Source organism: Paracoccus hibiscisoli (assembly GCF_005048265.1).
In the GTDB taxonomy this organism is placed as follows: Bacteria; Pseudomonadota; Alphaproteobacteria; order Rhodobacterales; family Rhodobacteraceae; genus Paracoccus; species Paracoccus hibiscisoli.
Genome location: NZ_SUNH01000003.1, coordinates 1 through 15,417, shown reverse-complemented (window position 1 = coordinate 15,417; position 15,417 = coordinate 1). Strand labels below are relative to the sequence as shown.

At 69.0% G+C, this 15,417-nt stretch carries 14 protein-coding genes, 1 tRNA gene and 1 riboswitch; of the genes, 5 read left to right on the top strand and 10 right to left on the bottom strand.

What is annotated here, in order from left to right; all coding sequences use genetic code 11:
• Positions 1 to 81: 81 nt before the first annotated feature.
• Positions 82 to 1,311: a calcium-binding protein gene (locus tag FA740_RS20305; protein ID WP_136854928.1), complete on the top strand. Its 1,230-nt coding sequence runs from the start codon at positions 82 to 84 to the stop codon at positions 1,309 to 1,311.
• Positions 1,312 to 1,338: 27 nt separating this feature from the next.
• Here the strand turns inward: FA740_RS20305 and FA740_RS01060 are convergent, their stop codons facing one another.
• The 5 genes from FA740_RS01060 to gcvT form a co-directional block, all read right to left on the bottom strand.
• A complete protein-coding gene (locus FA740_RS01060; RefSeq protein WP_136854927.1) occupies positions 1,339 to 2,031 on the bottom strand; it encodes a superoxide dismutase in 693 nt (230 codons plus the stop codon).
• A 111-nt stretch (positions 2,032 to 2,142) separates the two neighbouring features.
• Positions 2,143 to 2,218 (bottom strand) — tRNA-Ala (locus FA740_RS01055).
• A gap of 64 nt (positions 2,219 to 2,282) precedes the next feature.
• Complete coding sequence (gene gcvP / locus FA740_RS01050; protein WP_136854926.1) at positions 2,283 to 5,117, bottom strand: aminomethyl-transferring glycine dehydrogenase; 2,835 nt, start codon at positions 5,115 to 5,117, stop codon at positions 2,283 to 2,285.
• A gap of 88 nt (positions 5,118 to 5,205) precedes the next feature.
• Complete coding sequence (gene gcvH / locus FA740_RS01045) at positions 5,206 to 5,562, bottom strand: glycine cleavage system protein GcvH (RefSeq protein ID WP_211243623.1); 357 nt, start codon at positions 5,560 to 5,562, stop codon at positions 5,206 to 5,208.
• 10 nt (positions 5,563 to 5,572) lie between these two features.
• The gene (gcvT, locus tag FA740_RS01040; RefSeq protein ID WP_136854924.1) at positions 5,573 to 6,688 is read right to left on the bottom strand and encodes a glycine cleavage system aminomethyltransferase GcvT; all 1,116 of its coding nucleotides are present in this window, start codon (positions 6,686 to 6,688) and stop codon (positions 5,573 to 5,575) included.
• Positions 6,689 to 6,832: 144 nt separating this feature from the next.
• Positions 6,833 to 6,922: riboswitch (glycine riboswitch) on the bottom strand.
• Positions 6,923 to 7,069: 147 nt separating this feature from the next.
• Here gcvT and FA740_RS01035 point away from each other — a divergent pair.
• Positions 7,070 to 8,770, top strand: coding sequence for a glycosyl transferase family 90 (locus FA740_RS01035; protein WP_136854923.1), 1,701 nt, complete (start codon positions 7,070 to 7,072; stop codon positions 8,768 to 8,770).
• On the opposite strand, the gene FA740_RS01030 is transcribed toward FA740_RS01035, so the two are convergent.
• The 5 genes from FA740_RS01030 to FA740_RS01010 form a co-directional block, all read right to left on the bottom strand.
• Positions 8,767 to 9,846, bottom strand: coding sequence for an ABC transporter ATP-binding protein (locus FA740_RS01030; protein ID WP_136854922.1), 1,080 nt, complete (start codon positions 9,844 to 9,846; stop codon positions 8,767 to 8,769). The two genes, FA740_RS01035 and FA740_RS01030, sit on opposite strands and share 4 nt — an antisense overlap.
• Before the next feature lie 67 nt (positions 9,847 to 9,913).
• The gene (locus tag FA740_RS01025; protein WP_136854921.1) at positions 9,914 to 10,693 is read right to left on the bottom strand and encodes an SDR family oxidoreductase; all 780 of its coding nucleotides are present in this window, start codon (positions 10,691 to 10,693) and stop codon (positions 9,914 to 9,916) included.
• A gap of 138 nt (positions 10,694 to 10,831) precedes the next feature.
• On the bottom strand, positions 10,832 to 11,515 hold the full coding sequence (gene rpe, locus FA740_RS01020) for a ribulose-phosphate 3-epimerase (protein ID WP_136854920.1): 684 nt from the start codon (positions 11,513 to 11,515) through the stop codon (positions 10,832 to 10,834).
• Between the two features lie 163 nt (positions 11,516 to 11,678).
• Complete coding sequence (locus FA740_RS01015; protein WP_246053378.1) at positions 11,679 to 12,341, bottom strand: flagellar hook capping FlgD N-terminal domain-containing protein; 663 nt, start codon at positions 12,339 to 12,341, stop codon at positions 11,679 to 11,681.
• A 9-nt stretch (positions 12,342 to 12,350) separates the two neighbouring features.
• Entirely contained in the window at positions 12,351 to 13,661 is a 1,311-nt protein-coding gene (locus FA740_RS01010; protein WP_136854919.1) for a flagellar hook-length control protein FliK, read from the bottom strand.
• A gap of 104 nt (positions 13,662 to 13,765) precedes the next feature.
• On the opposite strand from FA740_RS01010, the gene FA740_RS01005 reads away from it, so the two are divergent.
• The 3 genes from FA740_RS01005 to FA740_RS00995 all read left to right on the top strand — a co-directional run bounded on the left by FA740_RS01005 (position 13,766) and on the right by FA740_RS00995 (position 15,336).
• A complete protein-coding gene (locus FA740_RS01005; protein ID WP_136854918.1) occupies positions 13,766 to 14,011 on the top strand; it encodes a rod-binding protein in 246 nt (81 codons plus the stop codon).
• Positions 14,008 to 14,325 (top strand): hypothetical protein, encoded by a 318-nt coding sequence (locus FA740_RS01000; RefSeq protein ID WP_136854917.1) that lies wholly within the window; start codon positions 14,008 to 14,010, stop codon positions 14,323 to 14,325. Before FA740_RS01005 ends, FA740_RS01000 begins: the two co-directional genes overlap by 4 nt.
• A gap of 168 nt (positions 14,326 to 14,493) precedes the next feature.
• Positions 14,494 to 15,336: a flagellin N-terminal helical domain-containing protein gene (locus FA740_RS00995; protein WP_136854916.1), complete on the top strand. Its 843-nt coding sequence runs from the start codon at positions 14,494 to 14,496 to the stop codon at positions 15,334 to 15,336.
• Positions 15,337 to 15,417: the final 81 nt, after the last annotated feature.

Below are 15,417 nucleotides of genomic sequence, written 5' to 3'. Positions count from 1 at the left end.
GCTTGTCCACGCAGGCGCTATTGATTCCTGAATCGGCTGAAGCGGGCTGTTTCCGCGCGTGCCGTCCCTGAGGGTTTCACGATGGCACAGATTTACGCGTATCGCGGTTTCGACCAGAACAATTTCGATCTCAGCGTCCTCTATTACGACTCTCTGGGCGCCGAATTCTATGATGATAGCTATATCGCGAACCGTGGCCGGCTGATCGAGGATCTGCTGGTCGTCGTCTATGAGGGGTCCAAGGACCTCTATGAGGTGGGCTTTGGCGGCTCGGGATTCCGCACAAACGGCGACCGGATCACCGGCGGCACGGTTACCGTCATCACCGAGGGCTGGGTGGCAGGCACATCCTATGAGCAGCTGTGGGAGTTCGACCGCATCAACGTCCCGCTGGCGGATATCTACAATGCGAGCCTGACCCTGTCGCGTGCCGACGACCTGCGCCTGATCGAACGCGCGCTGTCCGGCAATGATGTGTTCCGGCTCAGCTTCGAGGCCGACCGCGCCTTCGGGATGGCGGGCAATGACACGCTCTATGGCAATGGCGGCGACGACACCCTGGGCGGCGGCACGGGCAATGACATGCTGTTCGGCGGCGCAGGCCAGGATCGGCTGCTGATGGATGCGGGCAGCGATCTGCTGGATGGGGGTGCCGGGACCGACTGGGTGGTGATCCAGGGCGCGCAAGGCGTTCGCATCGACCTGGGTGTGACGGGCCGGCAGGACACCCGCATGGGCCTGGACATCATCCGCGGGGTCGAGAACATCGAGGGCGGCGCGGGTCAGGACACGCTGCTGGGCAATGCGCAGAACAACCTGCTGCGCGGCGGCGCGGGCCATGACCGACTGGAGGGGCGCGCGGGCGCCGACCCGCTGGAAGGCGGGATGGGCAATGACTGGATGCATGGCGGCATGGGCGCGGACCGGCTGATGGGCGGTCTGGGCAATGACACGCTGATCGGCGGGCAGGGCGTCGACATGCTGACCGGGGGTGCGGGGGCCGATCTGTTCGTCTTCCGCAGCATCGGCGACAGTCCCCTCGGCGCGGCGGACCTGATCGCCGATTTCCGCCGGGGCACCGACCGGATCGACCTGTCGGCCATCGACGCGGATTGGCGCACGCCCGGCAACCAGGCGTTCGAGATCACCGACCGCCTGACCGCCGGAGAGGGCGCGCAACTGGTGGTCCAGCGCCTGCCTCAGACCAACACCACCTGCATCCTGCTGGACACGAATGGCGACGGTCAGGCGGATGGGGTGATCCGCCTGACCGGTCAGCTGAACCTGTCGGAGGCCGATTTCATCCTCTGACCCGCGCCGCGGGTCAGAGGGCGTGCATCAGTCGGCCAGTGCCGCCTGATAGCGTTCGGACACCACGTCCCAATTCACCACGTCCCACCAGCTTTCCAGATATTCGGCGCGGCGGTTGTTGTAGTTCAGGTAATAGGCGTGCTCCCACACGTCATTGCCCAACAGGGGCGTTCCCTGCTGGTCGGCCACGTCCATCAGCGGGTTGTCCTGGTTCGGCGTCGCGGTGATCTGCAACTGGTTCTGATCATTGACGATTAGCCAGACCCAGCCCGACCCGAACTGCCCGGTGCCGGCCTCCTGAAAGGCCGTGCGGAACGCCTCCTGCGACCCAAAGACGGTGTCGATGGCCTCGGTCAGTTCGGGCGACATCTCTCCGGTCTCGTCGGTGGGGGCCATGCTCTCCCAGAAGAAGGTATGGTTCCAATGACCGCCCGCATTGTTGCGGATCGCGGTGGTGAAGGTGCCGGCCTGCGCGACCAGATCCTCCAGCGCGGTGCCCTCGGGGGCGTCGCTGGCTTCGATGGCGTTGTTCAGGTTGTCGACATAGGACTGATGGTGGCGGCCGTGATGCAACTCCATCGTCTCGGCATCGATCACCGGCGCCAGCGCGTCGGCGGCATAGGGCAGGTCGGGCAGAGTGAACGCACCCTCCGCGTCCTGCGCCAAGGCGCTGATGGGCAGGGACGCAAGCAGCGTGGCGATGGCTATCTTCTGGAACATGTGATCCTCCTGGTCGTCACTGCCAAGCCAACAGCAACCGCAGGACGAAGTTCCGACACACCTGCGCGAGGGGGCGCAAAGTCGCCGACAAAAGGGACGGTTCCGGAAATCTGGTGGAGCCGAGGGGAATCGAACCCCTGACCTCGTCATTGCGAACGACGCGCTCTACCAACTGAGCTACGACCCCATGCGCGAAAGGTGTAAACCCGCGCCGCCGTTTGTCAAGAGGCGGCGCGGGTCGTGGCCGGGGCCTATTCTGCGGCCTGGGCGTAGCTGTCCAGCGGCGGGCAGGTGCAGATCAGATTGCGGTCGCCATGGGCATTGTCCACGCGACCCACGGGGGGCCAGTACTTGTCCACCCGGAAGGCGCCCGCCGGGAAACAGCCCTGTTCGCGCGAATAGGGGCGGTCCCAATCGCGGACCAGATCCTCGACCGTGTGGGGGGCGTGGCGCAGGGGGCTTTGATCGGCGGCAATGCGGCCCTCGGCCACATCTGTGATCTCGTCCCGGATGGCCAGCAGGGCGGTGATGAAGCGGTCGATCTCGGCCTTGGTCTCGCTCTCGGTGGGCTCGACCATCAGGGTGCCGCTGACCGGCCAGCTCATGGTGGGGGCGTGGAAACCGTTGTCGATCAGGCGCTTGGCGATGTCGTCCACCGTCACGCCATGTTCGGCAAAGGGCCGCGTGTCGATGATGCATTCATGCGCCACCCGGCCGCGATTGCCCATGAACAGGATCGGATAGGCCCCTGCCAGCCGCGCCGCGATATAGTTCGCGTTCAGGATCGCCACGCGCGTGGCCTGGGTCAGGCCTTCGCCGCCCATCATCAGGCAATAGGCCCAACTGATCAGCAGGATCGACGCCGACCCATAGGGCGCCGCCGACACGGCCCCTTCGCCACCCTGCGGATCGCCGGGCAGATAGGGCGCCAGATGCGCCTTGACCCCGATCGGCCCCATGCCGGGACCGCCGCCGCCATGCGGGATGGCAAAGGTCTTGTGCAGGTTCAGGTGGCTGACATCGCCGCCGATTTCCCCGGGCTTCACCAGACCGACCAGCGCGTTCATGTTCGCGCCGTCGATATAGACCTGACCGCCATGGTCATGCGTGATGTCGCAGACCTGCCGGACCGTGTCCTCGAACACGCCATGGGTGCTGGGATAGGTGATCATCACCGCCGCCAGCCGGTCGCCGGCCTTCGCCGCCTTGTCGGCGAAATCCTCCAGGTCGATGTCGCCGTTCGGGGCCGATTTCACCACGACGACCTGCATCCCGCACATCTGCGCCGATGCCGGGTTCGTGCCATGCGCCGACACGGGGATCAGGCAGATGTCGCGCTCCTCTCCGCGCGCCCTGTGATAGGCTTGGATGGTCAGCAGACCGGCATATTCCCCCTGCGCGCCGCTGTTCGGCTGCATGGAAAACGCGTCGTATCCGGTGATCACGCACAGCTTTTCGGTCAGATCTGCGATGGCCTCGTGATACCCCGCCGCCTGGTCATGCGGCGCGAAGGGGTGCAGCGCGCCGAATTCCGGCCAGGTGATCGGCATCATCTCGGCCGCGGCGTTCAGCTTCATCGTGCAGCTGCCAAGCGGGATCATCGCCCGGTCCAGCGCCAGATCGCGGTCCGACAGGCGGCGCATATAGCGCATCATCTCGGACTCGGCCCGGTTCATGTGGAAGACCGGATGGGTCAGATAGTCGCTCTCGCGCAGCAGCGCCTCGGGGATGGACGGGGCTGTCGCGGCGGGGGCCGCATCGGTGATCCCGAACGCGTCCAGCAGGCGGGTGATCACGCCCGCATCGGTCGTCTCGTCCACGCTGATGCCCACGCGATCGCGGCCGACCTTGCGCAGGTTGATGCCGCGGTGCCGGGCCGCGGCCATGATGCCCTGCTGGCCCACGCCCACCTTGACGGTGATCGTGTCAAAGAACGCCTCCGGCGCAACCTCGGCCCCCGCCGCACGCAGCGCATCGGACACCGTCACCGCATGCAGATGCACCCGCTGCGCGATGGCGCGCAGGCCGACGGGGCCGTGGAACACCGCATAGAACCCCGCCATCACCGCCAACAGCGCCTGCGCCGTGCAGACATTGCTGGTGGCTTTCTCGCGGCGGATATGCTGCTCGCGCGTCTGCAGCGACAGGCGCAGCGCCTGGTTGCCCGAACTGTCGATGCTGACGCCCACGATGCGCCCCGGCATCGCCCGCTTCAGCGCGTCCCGGCAGGACATGAAGGCCGCATGCGGCCCGCCATATCCCATCGGCACGCCAAAGCGTTGCGACGATCCGACGGCGATGTCCGCGCCCATCGCGCCCGGCTCCTTCAGGACGCACAGCGCCAGCAGGTCGGTCGCCACGATGGCCAGCGCGCCTGCGCCATGCAGCGCCTCGATCTCGGGCGTCAGGTCGCGGACATGGCCATAGGTGCCGGGGTACTGGAACACGGCGGCGAACACCTGATCCGCCACCAGATCATCGACCGAGCCCTTGATGATGCGGATGCCCAAGGGCGCCGCCCGCGTCTCGATCACGGCGATGGTCTGCGGGTGCAGGTCATGGGCGACAAAGAACGCATCCGCCTTGGACTTGGACTGCCGCCGCGCCATGGCCATCGCCTCGGCCGCCGCCGTCGCCTCGTCCAGCAGCGACGCATTCGCCACCGGCAGCCCGGTCAGATCCGCCACCATGGTCTGGAAATTCAGCAGCGCCTCCAGCCGCCCCTGCGCGATCTCCGGCTGATAGGGCGTATAGGCCGTGTACCAGGCCGGGTTCTCCAGGATGTTGCGCTGGATCGCGGGCGGCGTGACGGTGCCGTAATAGCCCTGCCCGATCAAGCTGGTCATCACCCGGTTCTTGTCCGCCACCTCGCGCATGCGCGCCAGCAGCCCGGCCTCGGACAAAGCCGGCCAGTCCAGCGCGTCCGACTGGCGGATGGCGGCGGGCACGGTCTGCTCGATCAACTGATCCAGGCTGTCGGCCCCCACCGCCTTCAGCATGGCCTCCATCTCGGACGGGGACGGCCCGATATGGCGCCGGTTGGCGAAATCGTCGGGGTTGTATGTGCTTGCGGTCCAGCGGCTCATCACGCCTCCTTGCGGGGCGGGCCAGCCCCTTCTTCTTCACTGAAATATCCTCGGGGGGTCCGGGGGGCGAAGCGCCCCCGGCCGTCGCTCACTCGACCAGCGCCTTATAGGCCGCCTCGTCCATGAACCCGTCCATCGCCCCCGCATCCGCAGGCTTGATGCGAAAGAACCACGCCGTCATCGGATCGCCGTTCACGTCGCCGGGGCTGTCGGACAGCGCCTCGTTCACCGCCGTGATCGTGCCCGCCACGGGGGCCACGATGTCGCTGGCGGCCTTGACGCTCTCGATCACCACGATCTCCTCGCCCGCCTCGACGGCGCGGCCCGCCTCGGGCAGCTCGATAAAGACCACATCGCCCAGCTGGTCGCTGGCATGCTTGGTGATCCCCACAACGATCTCTTCGCCCTCGGCGCGCAGCCATTCGTGATCTTCGGTATATTTCAGCATGACATCCTCAGCGTTTGTAGGAGGGGGTGACGAAAGGCAGGGCGCAGACCGTCAGGGGCACGCGCTTGCCGCGCAGCTCGGCCTGGATCGTGGCGCCATCGGGAATCTCTGCGGGAATGCGCGCCATGGCGATCGGTCCGCCCACCGACGGCCCAAAGCCGCCCGAACTGACCGTCCCGATGGGCGCGCCATCGTCGGAGAACAGCGCGACCCCCTCGCGGATCGGCGCGCGGCCCTCGGGGCGCAGGCCCCGCCGCGTCACCGGGGCCGTGCCCAGCTCGGCCAGGATCACGTCCGCTCCGGGAAACCCGCCCGCCCGCGCGCCGCCCGTGCGGCGCACCTTGGGGATCGACCAACCAAGCGCCGCCCGCGCGGGCGTCACGCCCGCGTCCATGTCGTGCCCATAAAGCGGCATCCCCGCCTCCAGCCGCAGGCTGTCGCGCGCCCCCAGACCGATGGGCGCCACCTCGGGCTGCGCCAGAAGCGCCCGCGCAAAATCCGCCAGCCGCGTCTCGGGAACCGAAATCTCGAACCCGTCCTCTCCGGTATAGCCCGACCGCGAAATCCACAGCGCCACCCCGTCCCAGTCCAGCGCCGTGCTGTCCATGAACCGCATGTCGGCCACGCCCGGCACCAGCCGCGCCAGTGCCGACTCCGCCTGCGGCCCCTGCAGCGCGACCAGCCCGCGATCGGTCACCGGGGTCACCGTCACGCCCGCCAACGTCCGCAGATGCGCGATGTCCTGCTCCGCACAGGCCGCGTTCACGACCAGCAGGTAATGATCGCCCCGGTTGGCGAACATCAGATCGTCCAGAATCCCGCCCGCCTCATTGGTGAACAGCCCGTAACGCTGCCGCCCCTCGGCCAGGCCCGCGACATCGGCGGGGATCAGCGTCTCCAGCGCGGCGGCGGCGGTGGCCATCTGGCCGTCATCGGGGGTGACCAGCACCTGCCCCATATGGCTGACATCGAACAGTCCGGCGCGCTGCCGGGTGTGCAGATGCTCGGCCATCACCCCCATCGGGAATTGCACCGGCATGTCCCAGCCCGCAAAGGGCACCATGCGGGCGCCCTGTTCGACATGAAGATCATACAGTCCTGTGCGGCGGGTCGGATCAGGCATCGGGCCTCCTGCGGGTCAGCCGGACAGCCGGCATCGGTTGGACGGGGAATGCCCCCGCACGTCGATGCCCCCTCTGTCCCTGCCGCAAGCGGCGCCTGAGATCGTTATCCCTTCGGCGGGCCTTGCGGCCACTCTCCAGAGTTCTTGGGGAAGACGGTCCTTTTGCCTGAGAGCTTGCCGGGGCGGCTTCTCCTTCGGCCCCGGCGCAGTGCCGGTGTCTCCCGAATTCCTGCCCCCGGTGCTAGCGGGGCCTCCGTCGCAAGGCAAGACCTTTGTCGCAGCCGGTCGCCAAAGCGGCGCTTTTCGCCCAAGGGGCGGGCAGGCGTTGACAGGCGCGCACGGCCTGCGCATCGTCGCGCCTCAACCCCGGACAGACAGCCCATGCCGCCCAAGTTCTTCCAGATCGGCTTCAACAAATGCGGCACGACCTTCATCGCGCGGCTGTTCGACCTGAACCGCATCCCCGCCGCGCATTGGCTGGAGGGGGCGCTGGCCGATGACATCGCCTTCGCCAAGCTGTCGGGCACCCGGCCGTTGGCGCGATGGGCCGACAGCATCACGGCCTTCACCGACATGGAATCGGTGCGCTTCCTGAACATGCCGGTGATCGAGGCGTTCAAGGATTACGCCCTGCTGGATGCGCATTATCCCGGATCGGTGTTCCTGCTGAACACCCGCCGGGTCGAGGATTGGATCGCCAGCCGCTATCTGCACCGGGGCGGGGCCTATGCGCGCAGCATCGCGGCGGCGATGGGGGTGCCCCTGGGGGCCTTGGGCGACATCTGGGCGGCCGATTGGGACGCCCATCTGGCGGGCGTGCGCGCGCATTTCGCGGGCCGCGCGGAATTCATCGACATCGATATCGACCACGCCACCCCCGACGATTACCAAACCGCGCTGTCGCCTTGGTACGACCTGCCGCATCTGCCGCCGCTGCCGGGGCAGGGGGTGCGCCGCGCGCGGCAGGCGAACCTGCCCCGCGTCCTGCGGATGATGGACGAACCCCTGCCCGGCGCCGATCAGGACCCCGACCGCCGCGCCCAGCTGGCCGCGAAACTGGCGCGTCTGGCCGCCCCCGCCCGCCTGCGCCAAAAGGGCAGCATCGACCGCCCGCCCCATGCGCAGGCGCTGTGTCTGGACCTCGGGGCCGATCAGCTGCGCGGAGCCGATGGCGCGGTCATGCCGTTGCGGCGCGGTCCCGACGGGCTGTTCCACCTGGCCGCGCAGCGCCCCGGCCTGCTGCGCGCGGCGGCGGTCGCCAATGACATCGCGGGCGTGACCGGGCATGGCTGCTACTGGCTGGACCTGCGCCCGGCGACCTTTGCGGGCAGCGACCCGGACAACCCCGCCGATGGCCCGCTGATCGCCACGCTGCGCAGGCGCGGGGCGCGCAACGTCTTTCTGTGGCCCGCGCCCTGGCGGCACCGGATCGGCAATGACGGCTTTCCGGGCGTGCCCGTGGCGGACCCCGACTGGTCCGACCGCGCCGACCGCCTGGTCTGGCGCGGCACCCTGTCGGGCCACGCCCCCGCCAGCGCGGACACCGCCGAAGCCCTGATCACCGCGCTGGAGCATCGCGCCGACGGCCCGGCCCGCGCCCTGCTGCCCCGCACCGGGCGCTGGCCGGTCCTGGCCGATCTGGCGGCGCGGCCCGGTCTGGACATCGCGCTGACGCCCGATGCGCGCCGCGACCGGGTGCTGGCGCAGGCGGGCCTGACCGCCCCCGCGCCTGTCCGCGATGACGCGCCCGCCGCGCGCTATCGCCTGGCCCTGTCGGGGTCCGAGGGCGATGCGGACGCCCTGCCGCTGCTGAACAGCCACGCGCTGGTCCTGATCGAGCAGGACGGGTGGGAGGGGTTCCTGTCCACCCTGTTCCGCCCCGAGGTGCATTTCCTGCCGCTGCAGCCCGGCTGCGCCGATCTGGACCTGCGCCTGGCCTGGGCCCGCGCCCATCAGGACCAGGCGCGCCAGATCGCGCAGCGCGCCCGCCGCCTTTGTGCGCGGCTGGCCGATCCGGCGGGGCGGCGGCTGCATCTGGCGCAGGTGCTGGCCGATTACCGCCGCGCCACGGGCCAGGACTAGCCGCGCGGAAAGACGAACACCCGGTCGCGGCGCAGCATCAGCCACATCGGCGTGCCCGGCGGCGGCAGGAACACCCCCGGCACGGTGGCGTTCAGGGTGATCGTGCCCTCGTCGCTGGTGAACTCGACCAGCGATTCGCGGCCAAGATAGCGGGCCCGGGTCACGCGGGCGCGCGCCGCCGTGCCGTTCTGCGGGGTGGGGGCGGGGCCCTGGCCCGCGCGGTCAAAGTCGATCTTCAGATGCTGCGGGCGGATGACGATATCGACCTCGGCCCCATCGGGCAGGCCGGGGGTCAGGAATTCGCCAAAGGGCGTCGCCGTCAGCGCCCCGCGAACCCGCCCGGTCAGCACGTTGATATCGCTAAAGAACCCCGCCGCCTGCCGGTCCACCGGCGCGTTGTACAGGTTATAGGGCGCGCCCTGCTGCACGATCCGGCCACCGCGCATCAGCAGGATCTGGTCGGCCATGCGCATCGCCTCATGCGGCTCATGGGTGACCAGCAGGACGGCGGTGCCCTCCTCCTTCAGCAGGGCCAGCGTCTCGTCGCGGATGCCGTCGCGCAGGCGTTCGTCCAGCCCGCTGAACGGCTCGTCCATCAGCAGCACGCGCGGGCGCGGCGCCAGCGCCCGGGCCAGCGCCACGCGCTGCTGCTCTCCGCCCGACAGCTCATGGGGATAGCTGTCGATATGGCGGCTCATGTGCACCCGCTCCAGCAGCTCGGCCACGCGGGCGCGGTTGGCCTTCCAGCCGCCCGCCAGGCCGAACGCCACGTTGTCGCGCACGGGCAGATGCGGGAACAAGGCGAAATCCTGGAACATCAGGCCGATGGCGCGCTGTTCGGGCGGGATGCGGAACTGCGTGTCGCAGACCAGCTGGCCGTCGACCAGGATGCGGCCCGTGTCCTGCATGTCGACGCCCGCCACGATGCGCAGCGTGGTCGATTTGCCGCAACCCGAGGGGCCCAGCAGGCAGGCGACCTGGCCCGCCTCGACCTGAAAGCTGACATCGTCCACCACCGCCCGGCCGTCGAAACGGCGCGTCAGTCCCTGAACTTCCAGGCGGGGGGGCACGGTCACGGGCAATCCTTGGGGTTTCGGTCGGGGTTGCGTATCAGCCGCGCCCCCGACCTGCAACCGCGCGGCCCTACACGGTCACGTTCAGCGCGCCGCCATCCAGCAGCACGTTCTGCCCGACGATGAAGCGCGCCTGCTGGCTGCACAGGAACGCGCAGGTCGCGCCGAAATCGGCGGCCGTGCCATAGGTGCCGGTGGGGATCGTCGCCTGCCGCTGCGCGCGGGCCTGATCGACGGTGATCCCCTGGGCCTTGGCCACGCCTGCGTCCAGGCTGTCGGCCCGGTCGGTCGCATGGATGCCGGGCAGCAGGTTGTTCACGCAGACGCCCTGGCCCGCCACCTGACGCGACATGCCCGCGACGAAGCCGGTCAGCCCGGTCCGCGCCGTGTTCGACAGCCCCAAGACCGAGATCGGAGACCGCACCGACCCCGAGGTGATGTTGACCACCCGGCCCCAGCCCCGGTCCATCATGCCCGGCACCAGCGCCTGCATCAGCGCGATGGCCGACAGCATGTTGGCATCCAGCGCCCGGATAAAATCCTCGCGCGACCAGTCCTGCCAGTTGCCCGGCGGCGGCCCGCCCGCATTGGTCACCAGGATGTCGGCCTGGCCCACCGCGTCCAGCACGCGGGCGCGGCCCTCCTCGGTGGTGATGTCGGCGGCGACGGGGGTGACCTCGACGCCGTGTTTCGCGGCGATCTCATGGGCGGTGCGGGTGATCTCGGCCTCGGTCCGGGCGTTGATGACCAGGTTCACGCCCGCCTCGGCCAGCGCCTCGGCGCATCCGCGCCCCAACCCCTTGGAGGCCGCGCAGACCAGCCCCCGTTTGCCCCTGATGCCCAGATCCATCGCGTTCTCCTCATGATGCCGGGGCGCAGCAAACTCGGGCCGGGCGGCATTGTCAAACGCGATGACGCCCGCGGGACGGGGCGGGGCGCCGCCCCGCGGCAAGGCCGGGGCCTCGATGGCCCCGGCCTTGCCCGCCCCTCACCCCGCGATGGCCTCGCGGATCGCGCGCATGTTCGCGCCATAGACATCGGCCCGCTCCACCGATCCGCCCCTGAAGACCGCCGATCCCGCGACCAGCACATCGGCCCCGGCCCGCGCCACCAGCGGCGCCGTCACCGGGTCCACCCCACCATCGACCTGGATATGGATCGGCCGGTCGCCGATCATCCCGCGCAGGCGGGCGATCTTGTCGATCTGGCTGTGGATGAACTTCTGTCCGCCGAAACCGGGGTTCACCGTCATCACCAGCACCATGTCGCACAGGTCCAGCAGGTATTCGACCGCCTCGACCGGGGTCCCTGGGTTCAGCGCGATCCCGGCCCTCTTCCCCGTCGCACGGATCGCCTGCAGGGTGCGATGCGGATGCGGCCCGGCCTCGACATGGGCCGTGATCATGTCGGCCCCCGCCTCGGCATAGGCCTCGATAGAGGCGTCCACCGGCGCGATCATCAGATGCACGTCCATGACGGTCTTCACATGCGGCCGAAAGGCCTTCACCGCGGGCGGGCCAAAGGTCAGGTTCGGCACGAAATGCCCGTCCATCACGTCGACATGCACCCAATCGGCGCCCTGATCCTCGACGGCGCGGATCTCGGCCCCGAAATTGGCGAAATCGGCGGACAGGATCGACGGGGCGATCTTGATCTTGCGGTCGAACTCCATGCGCATCTCCTTGCGTGGTCGGCGGGAACGGTGCCTGCGGCCTGCCCCCTGCCGGCCCGCACGTCAAGCCCGGCGTGAGCGTGCGGCCCCCGCGCGCAGCTGTTCCGCCGCCACCGATCCGCGATGCCCCTGACCCGGGTGATGCCCCCGCCCGGCCCCGCGATCAGGCCGGATCGCGCAGCGCGGTGATCTCGGCGGCCGGGGCCGAGGTGCCGCCCTCGAACACCACGCGCCCGCCGGTGGCGTCGAACTGGGCCTCGACGATGCGCGCATAGGCGCCGACCCGCGTCTCGGCGATCATCTCTCCGCCGCGCCGGCTTTCCAGGGTAAAGCTGTAGGCCCCGTCGGCCAGCTTGGCCCCCTCGGCGGTGCGGCCCAGCCAGTCGATCTGGCCCGCCCCCGGCCCGATCTCCTCGCGCGTCACCTCGCGGCCATAGGCGTCGCGCGCGACCAGCTGTACGCTGTCGGCCAGGTTGTGCGGCGCCACGTCCAGGGTGATCGGATCGTCGCCGAACCAGACGGGGGCGGTGGTCCGTGCCTCCTTGCCGATCCAGCCCGCGATGCCCGCACCGCCCGTCTGTCCGGCCATCTGCTCCAGGAACCGGTTGCTCAGCGCCTGTTGCTCGACGCCCGCAAACGTCGCCAGCTGGATCGCGAAATCGGTGCTTTCCATCGGGCTCAGCGGGTCCTGGTTGCGCAGCTGGGTGGTCAGCATCGTCAGGAAGGTCTGGAAATCCGCCCCTGTGCTGGCGCCCGAGAACCCGCCCGCCGCAGCATTTCCCGCAGGCAGCATCGAGGGGGGCGTTGTACCGATCGCATCGACCATGATCTTCTCCTACAATCTGATGTCGACGCGGCGGTCGCTCAGCGGGGTTTGGGACAGCCGAATCGCGACCGCAGCGGGCGCGACGGCATCGCCGTCACGCTCGGACGCATCGGCCCTGTGGCCCTGCCACTCCGGGCGGTCGTCGCGGCGGAACTCCATCGTTCCGGCATTCACCCCGGCCTCGGCCAGCTGCTGCGCCAACTGATCGGCATTGCGCCGCACCAGGTCCAGCGTCTCGGGGCGCTCTGCCCAAATGACGATATGCGCGCGGTCGGGACCGGACATGACCATGCGGATGCGGCCCAGCTCCTCGGGCGACAGGGCGATCTCGGTGCGGTCGCCGCGCGTGGTGACCAGCGCCTCGGCGACCTGCTGCAGGACGGGGCGGGGGTCCTGCGCCGCCGCCTGCCATGCCGCCGTGCCCGCGACCGGAGCGCCCGTCGGCGTCACCCGCGACGCTAGCGGCTCTGCCCCCGGGGGCAATTCAGGGGTGAATTCGGCCAAGGCTGCGGCCAGCCCGGTGGGTGCGGGCGCCTCGGGGCGCGGGGCCGCCGCCATCTCGCGGGGTGGGGTGGAAGCCACGCGGTCGGGCGTCGCTGTCCCCGGCGTGGGAGTGGACTGGCTGGCCTCGGTCGCCTTTGGTGACGGTGGCATGACCCGGTCGTCCGCAAGGTCCGGCACGATCGGGGGTGCGGCCGCGGCGACGGGGGCCGGTCCAGGGGCGGTGACGCGCGGCGCGTCGGATTGCACGGTGGGCCGACGGTCGCGAATCGGGGTCTCCGCCGCAAGGACGGGCGCGGCCGCAACGGCGGCGACGGGCGCGGCGGCAACGACGGTGGCAATCGCATCCGGCACGGGTTGCGCGGCAGGGGCTGGCGTCGCGGGGCGACCTTCGGGGGCGCTGTCTTCGGGCGGGGTGTCGCCAAGAACGGCGTCGTGCTGTGGCAGAGCGCCCGGCTGCGCGGGCTCCGGCTCGGGTGTCTCAGACGCTGCCGGCGGCAGGGTCGCGATCATCGGCGGTTGCTCCGGGTCGGCCAGGTCGATCAGGGGGTCCGACGGTGCGGGGGCGAACTGGCTGCTAAAGCCCTGCTGCTCCTCCATCCAGGCAGACAGGGGGTCCGGCGCGACAGCCGCCCCGTCTGCGGGCGGCGGCGCGACAGGCGTCGCCACCGGGCTGGCGGCGACCGGCCAGGGCGTCCCCGGCCAACCCAGGCCCGGCCAGAGGGCAAACCCCGAATCGCCGCCCCCCGTCGCGGGAACGCTTCCGGCCAAGGGGACGGGCTGCGGGGATGGGGTCGGGACGATCTGGATATCAACCATGGGGACAGCCTCGTGGGTTTTTTCCTGAATACCCCGGATTCCTTACCAATAATTTACCGCTCCCCGATAATTTGAACCGTATCGTCATGAATTGCGGGGACAGAATGCAGATCGAACCCATCCATTCGATGCCGGCGCCACAGGCCGCGCATCTGGCCGTGGCCGACCAGCTGGAACAGGCCTTTCTGGAGGAGATGCTGAAATATTGCGGCCCCCAGGCCTCCGAGGGCGGCTTCTCCGGCGGCGCCGGAGAGGAGCAGTTCTCCAGCTTCCTGACGCGAGAGCATGCGGGATTGCTGGCGGGCAAGCTGGATCTCGGCTTTGCCGCCATGCTGGAGCGTCGGACATGAGCCGCGCCCTGATCCGCCAGATGGGCCAGATTCGCGCGGCGCTGCTGGCGGGGGATGCGCCGATGGCCTTGGACGCGATCGACGCGCTGGCGCGGACCGCCGCCCGCAAGGGGATAGACGCACCCACGCGCGAGGCGCTGGAACCGGGCCTGGCGGACCTGCGCGCCCTGGCCGAGGCCTCGCTGCGCGGCGCCCAGCAGGCCGCCGAACAGGTGCGCGCCATCGTTCAGGCCGCGCGCAGCCTGCAGACCTATGATTCCCTGGGTCGGCGCACGGTCAGCGAAACCCGCGCCAACGCTCCGCAGCGGTTTTAGTAAAATCCGACAGAAGGTTCGTTTGAGCGGAGGGGCGATTTTCACTAGTTGTAAAGAACCGGCGGATACACCGGTCACATGCCAGGAAGATGGCAAGGGCAGACGCCCGACAGGTCAGAAGGCCACAAGATGCAACCCCGGTGCAAAGCACCTTGAACGGAGGACACCATGTCCAGCATTCTGACCAACAACAGCGCCATGGTCGCGCTGCAGACCCTGAAAAGCATCAACTCTCAGCTGGGTAAAACCCAGTCGGACATCGCGACCGGCAAGACCGTCGCGAACGCCAAGGACAACGCCGCCGTCTGGGCGATCTCGAAAGTCATGGAAACCGACCAGTCGGCGTTCAAGACGATCCAGTCGAACCTGAACGTGGCCGACGCCGTGGTTGGCACTGCCCGCGCCGGTGCCGAGCAGATCACCGACCTGCTGAAGGAGATGAAGAACCTCGCCATCGGCGGCGCAAACGATGCGGCCGATTTCGCCAAGATCGACACCGATATGGCCAAGAAGATCGAACAGATCACCGCGATCATCGAAGGCACGCAGCTGAACGGGGTGAACCTGCTCAAGACCGAGCCGACCGCCGGCAACACTGCGTTCACGGTCCTGGGATCGTTGGATCGTACCAACGGCGCGGCGACGACTGGTGCCAGCAACATCGAGGTTGACTCGGTTGATTTCGAGGCCGGGCTCGACCTGACGTCTATCGGCACCATCAGCGACCGGGCTAGCGCCGAGGCGGCCATCACTGCGCTCGAAGACCTGATCGACATCGCAGTGCAGGGTGCCGCGGATCTCGGTTCGGCTGGCAAACGGATCTCGGACCAGTCCAGCTTCGTGGGCAAGCTGTCGGATTCGCTGAAGACCGGCATCGGCTCGCTGGTGGACGCGGACATGGAAGAGGCCTCGGCCCGCCTCCAGGCGCTGCAGACGCAGCAGCAGCTGGGCATCCAGGCGCTGTCGATCGCCAACCAGGGTCCGTCGGCCGTCATGTCGCTGTTCCGCTGATAAGACCGGCGGGGGGCGGTGGGGGCCCCCCCCCCCCACCAAACCCAACCCCACACGCAGAACCAACAATAACACAGGAAA

Coding starts and splice junctions, on each gene's coding strand:
- FA740_RS20305 (WP_136854928.1), top strand. CDS start 82: ATGGCACAGATTTACGCGTATCGCGGTTTCGACCAGAACAATTTCGAT.
- FA740_RS01060 (WP_136854927.1), bottom strand. CDS start 2,031: ATGTTCCAGAAGATAGCCATCGCCACGCTGCTTGCGTCCCTGCCCATC.
- gcvP (WP_136854926.1), bottom strand. CDS start 5,117: ATGAGCCGCTGGACCGCAAGCACATACAACCCCGACGATTTCGCCAAC.
- gcvT (WP_136854924.1), bottom strand. CDS start 6,688: ATGCCTGATCCGACCCGCCGCACAGGACTGTATGATCTTCATGTCGAA.
- FA740_RS01035 (WP_136854923.1), top strand. CDS start 7,070: ATGCCGCCCAAGTTCTTCCAGATCGGCTTCAACAAATGCGGCACGACC.
- FA740_RS01025 (WP_136854921.1), bottom strand. CDS start 10,693: ATGGATCTGGGCATCAGGGGCAAACGGGGGCTGGTCTGCGCGGCCTCC.
- rpe (WP_136854920.1), bottom strand. CDS start 11,515: ATGGAGTTCGACCGCAAGATCAAGATCGCCCCGTCGATCCTGTCCGCC.
- FA740_RS01015 (WP_246053378.1), bottom strand. CDS start 12,341: ATGGTCGATGCGATCGGTACAACGCCCCCCTCGATGCTGCCTGCGGGA.
- FA740_RS01010 (WP_136854919.1), bottom strand. CDS start 13,661: ATGGTTGATATCCAGATCGTCCCGACCCCATCCCCGCAGCCCGTCCCC.
- FA740_RS01005 (WP_136854918.1), top strand. CDS start 13,766: ATGCAGATCGAACCCATCCATTCGATGCCGGCGCCACAGGCCGCGCAT.
- FA740_RS01000 (WP_136854917.1), top strand. CDS start 14,008: ATGAGCCGCGCCCTGATCCGCCAGATGGGCCAGATTCGCGCGGCGCTG.
- FA740_RS00995 (WP_136854916.1), top strand. CDS start 14,494: ATGTCCAGCATTCTGACCAACAACAGCGCCATGGTCGCGCTGCAGACC.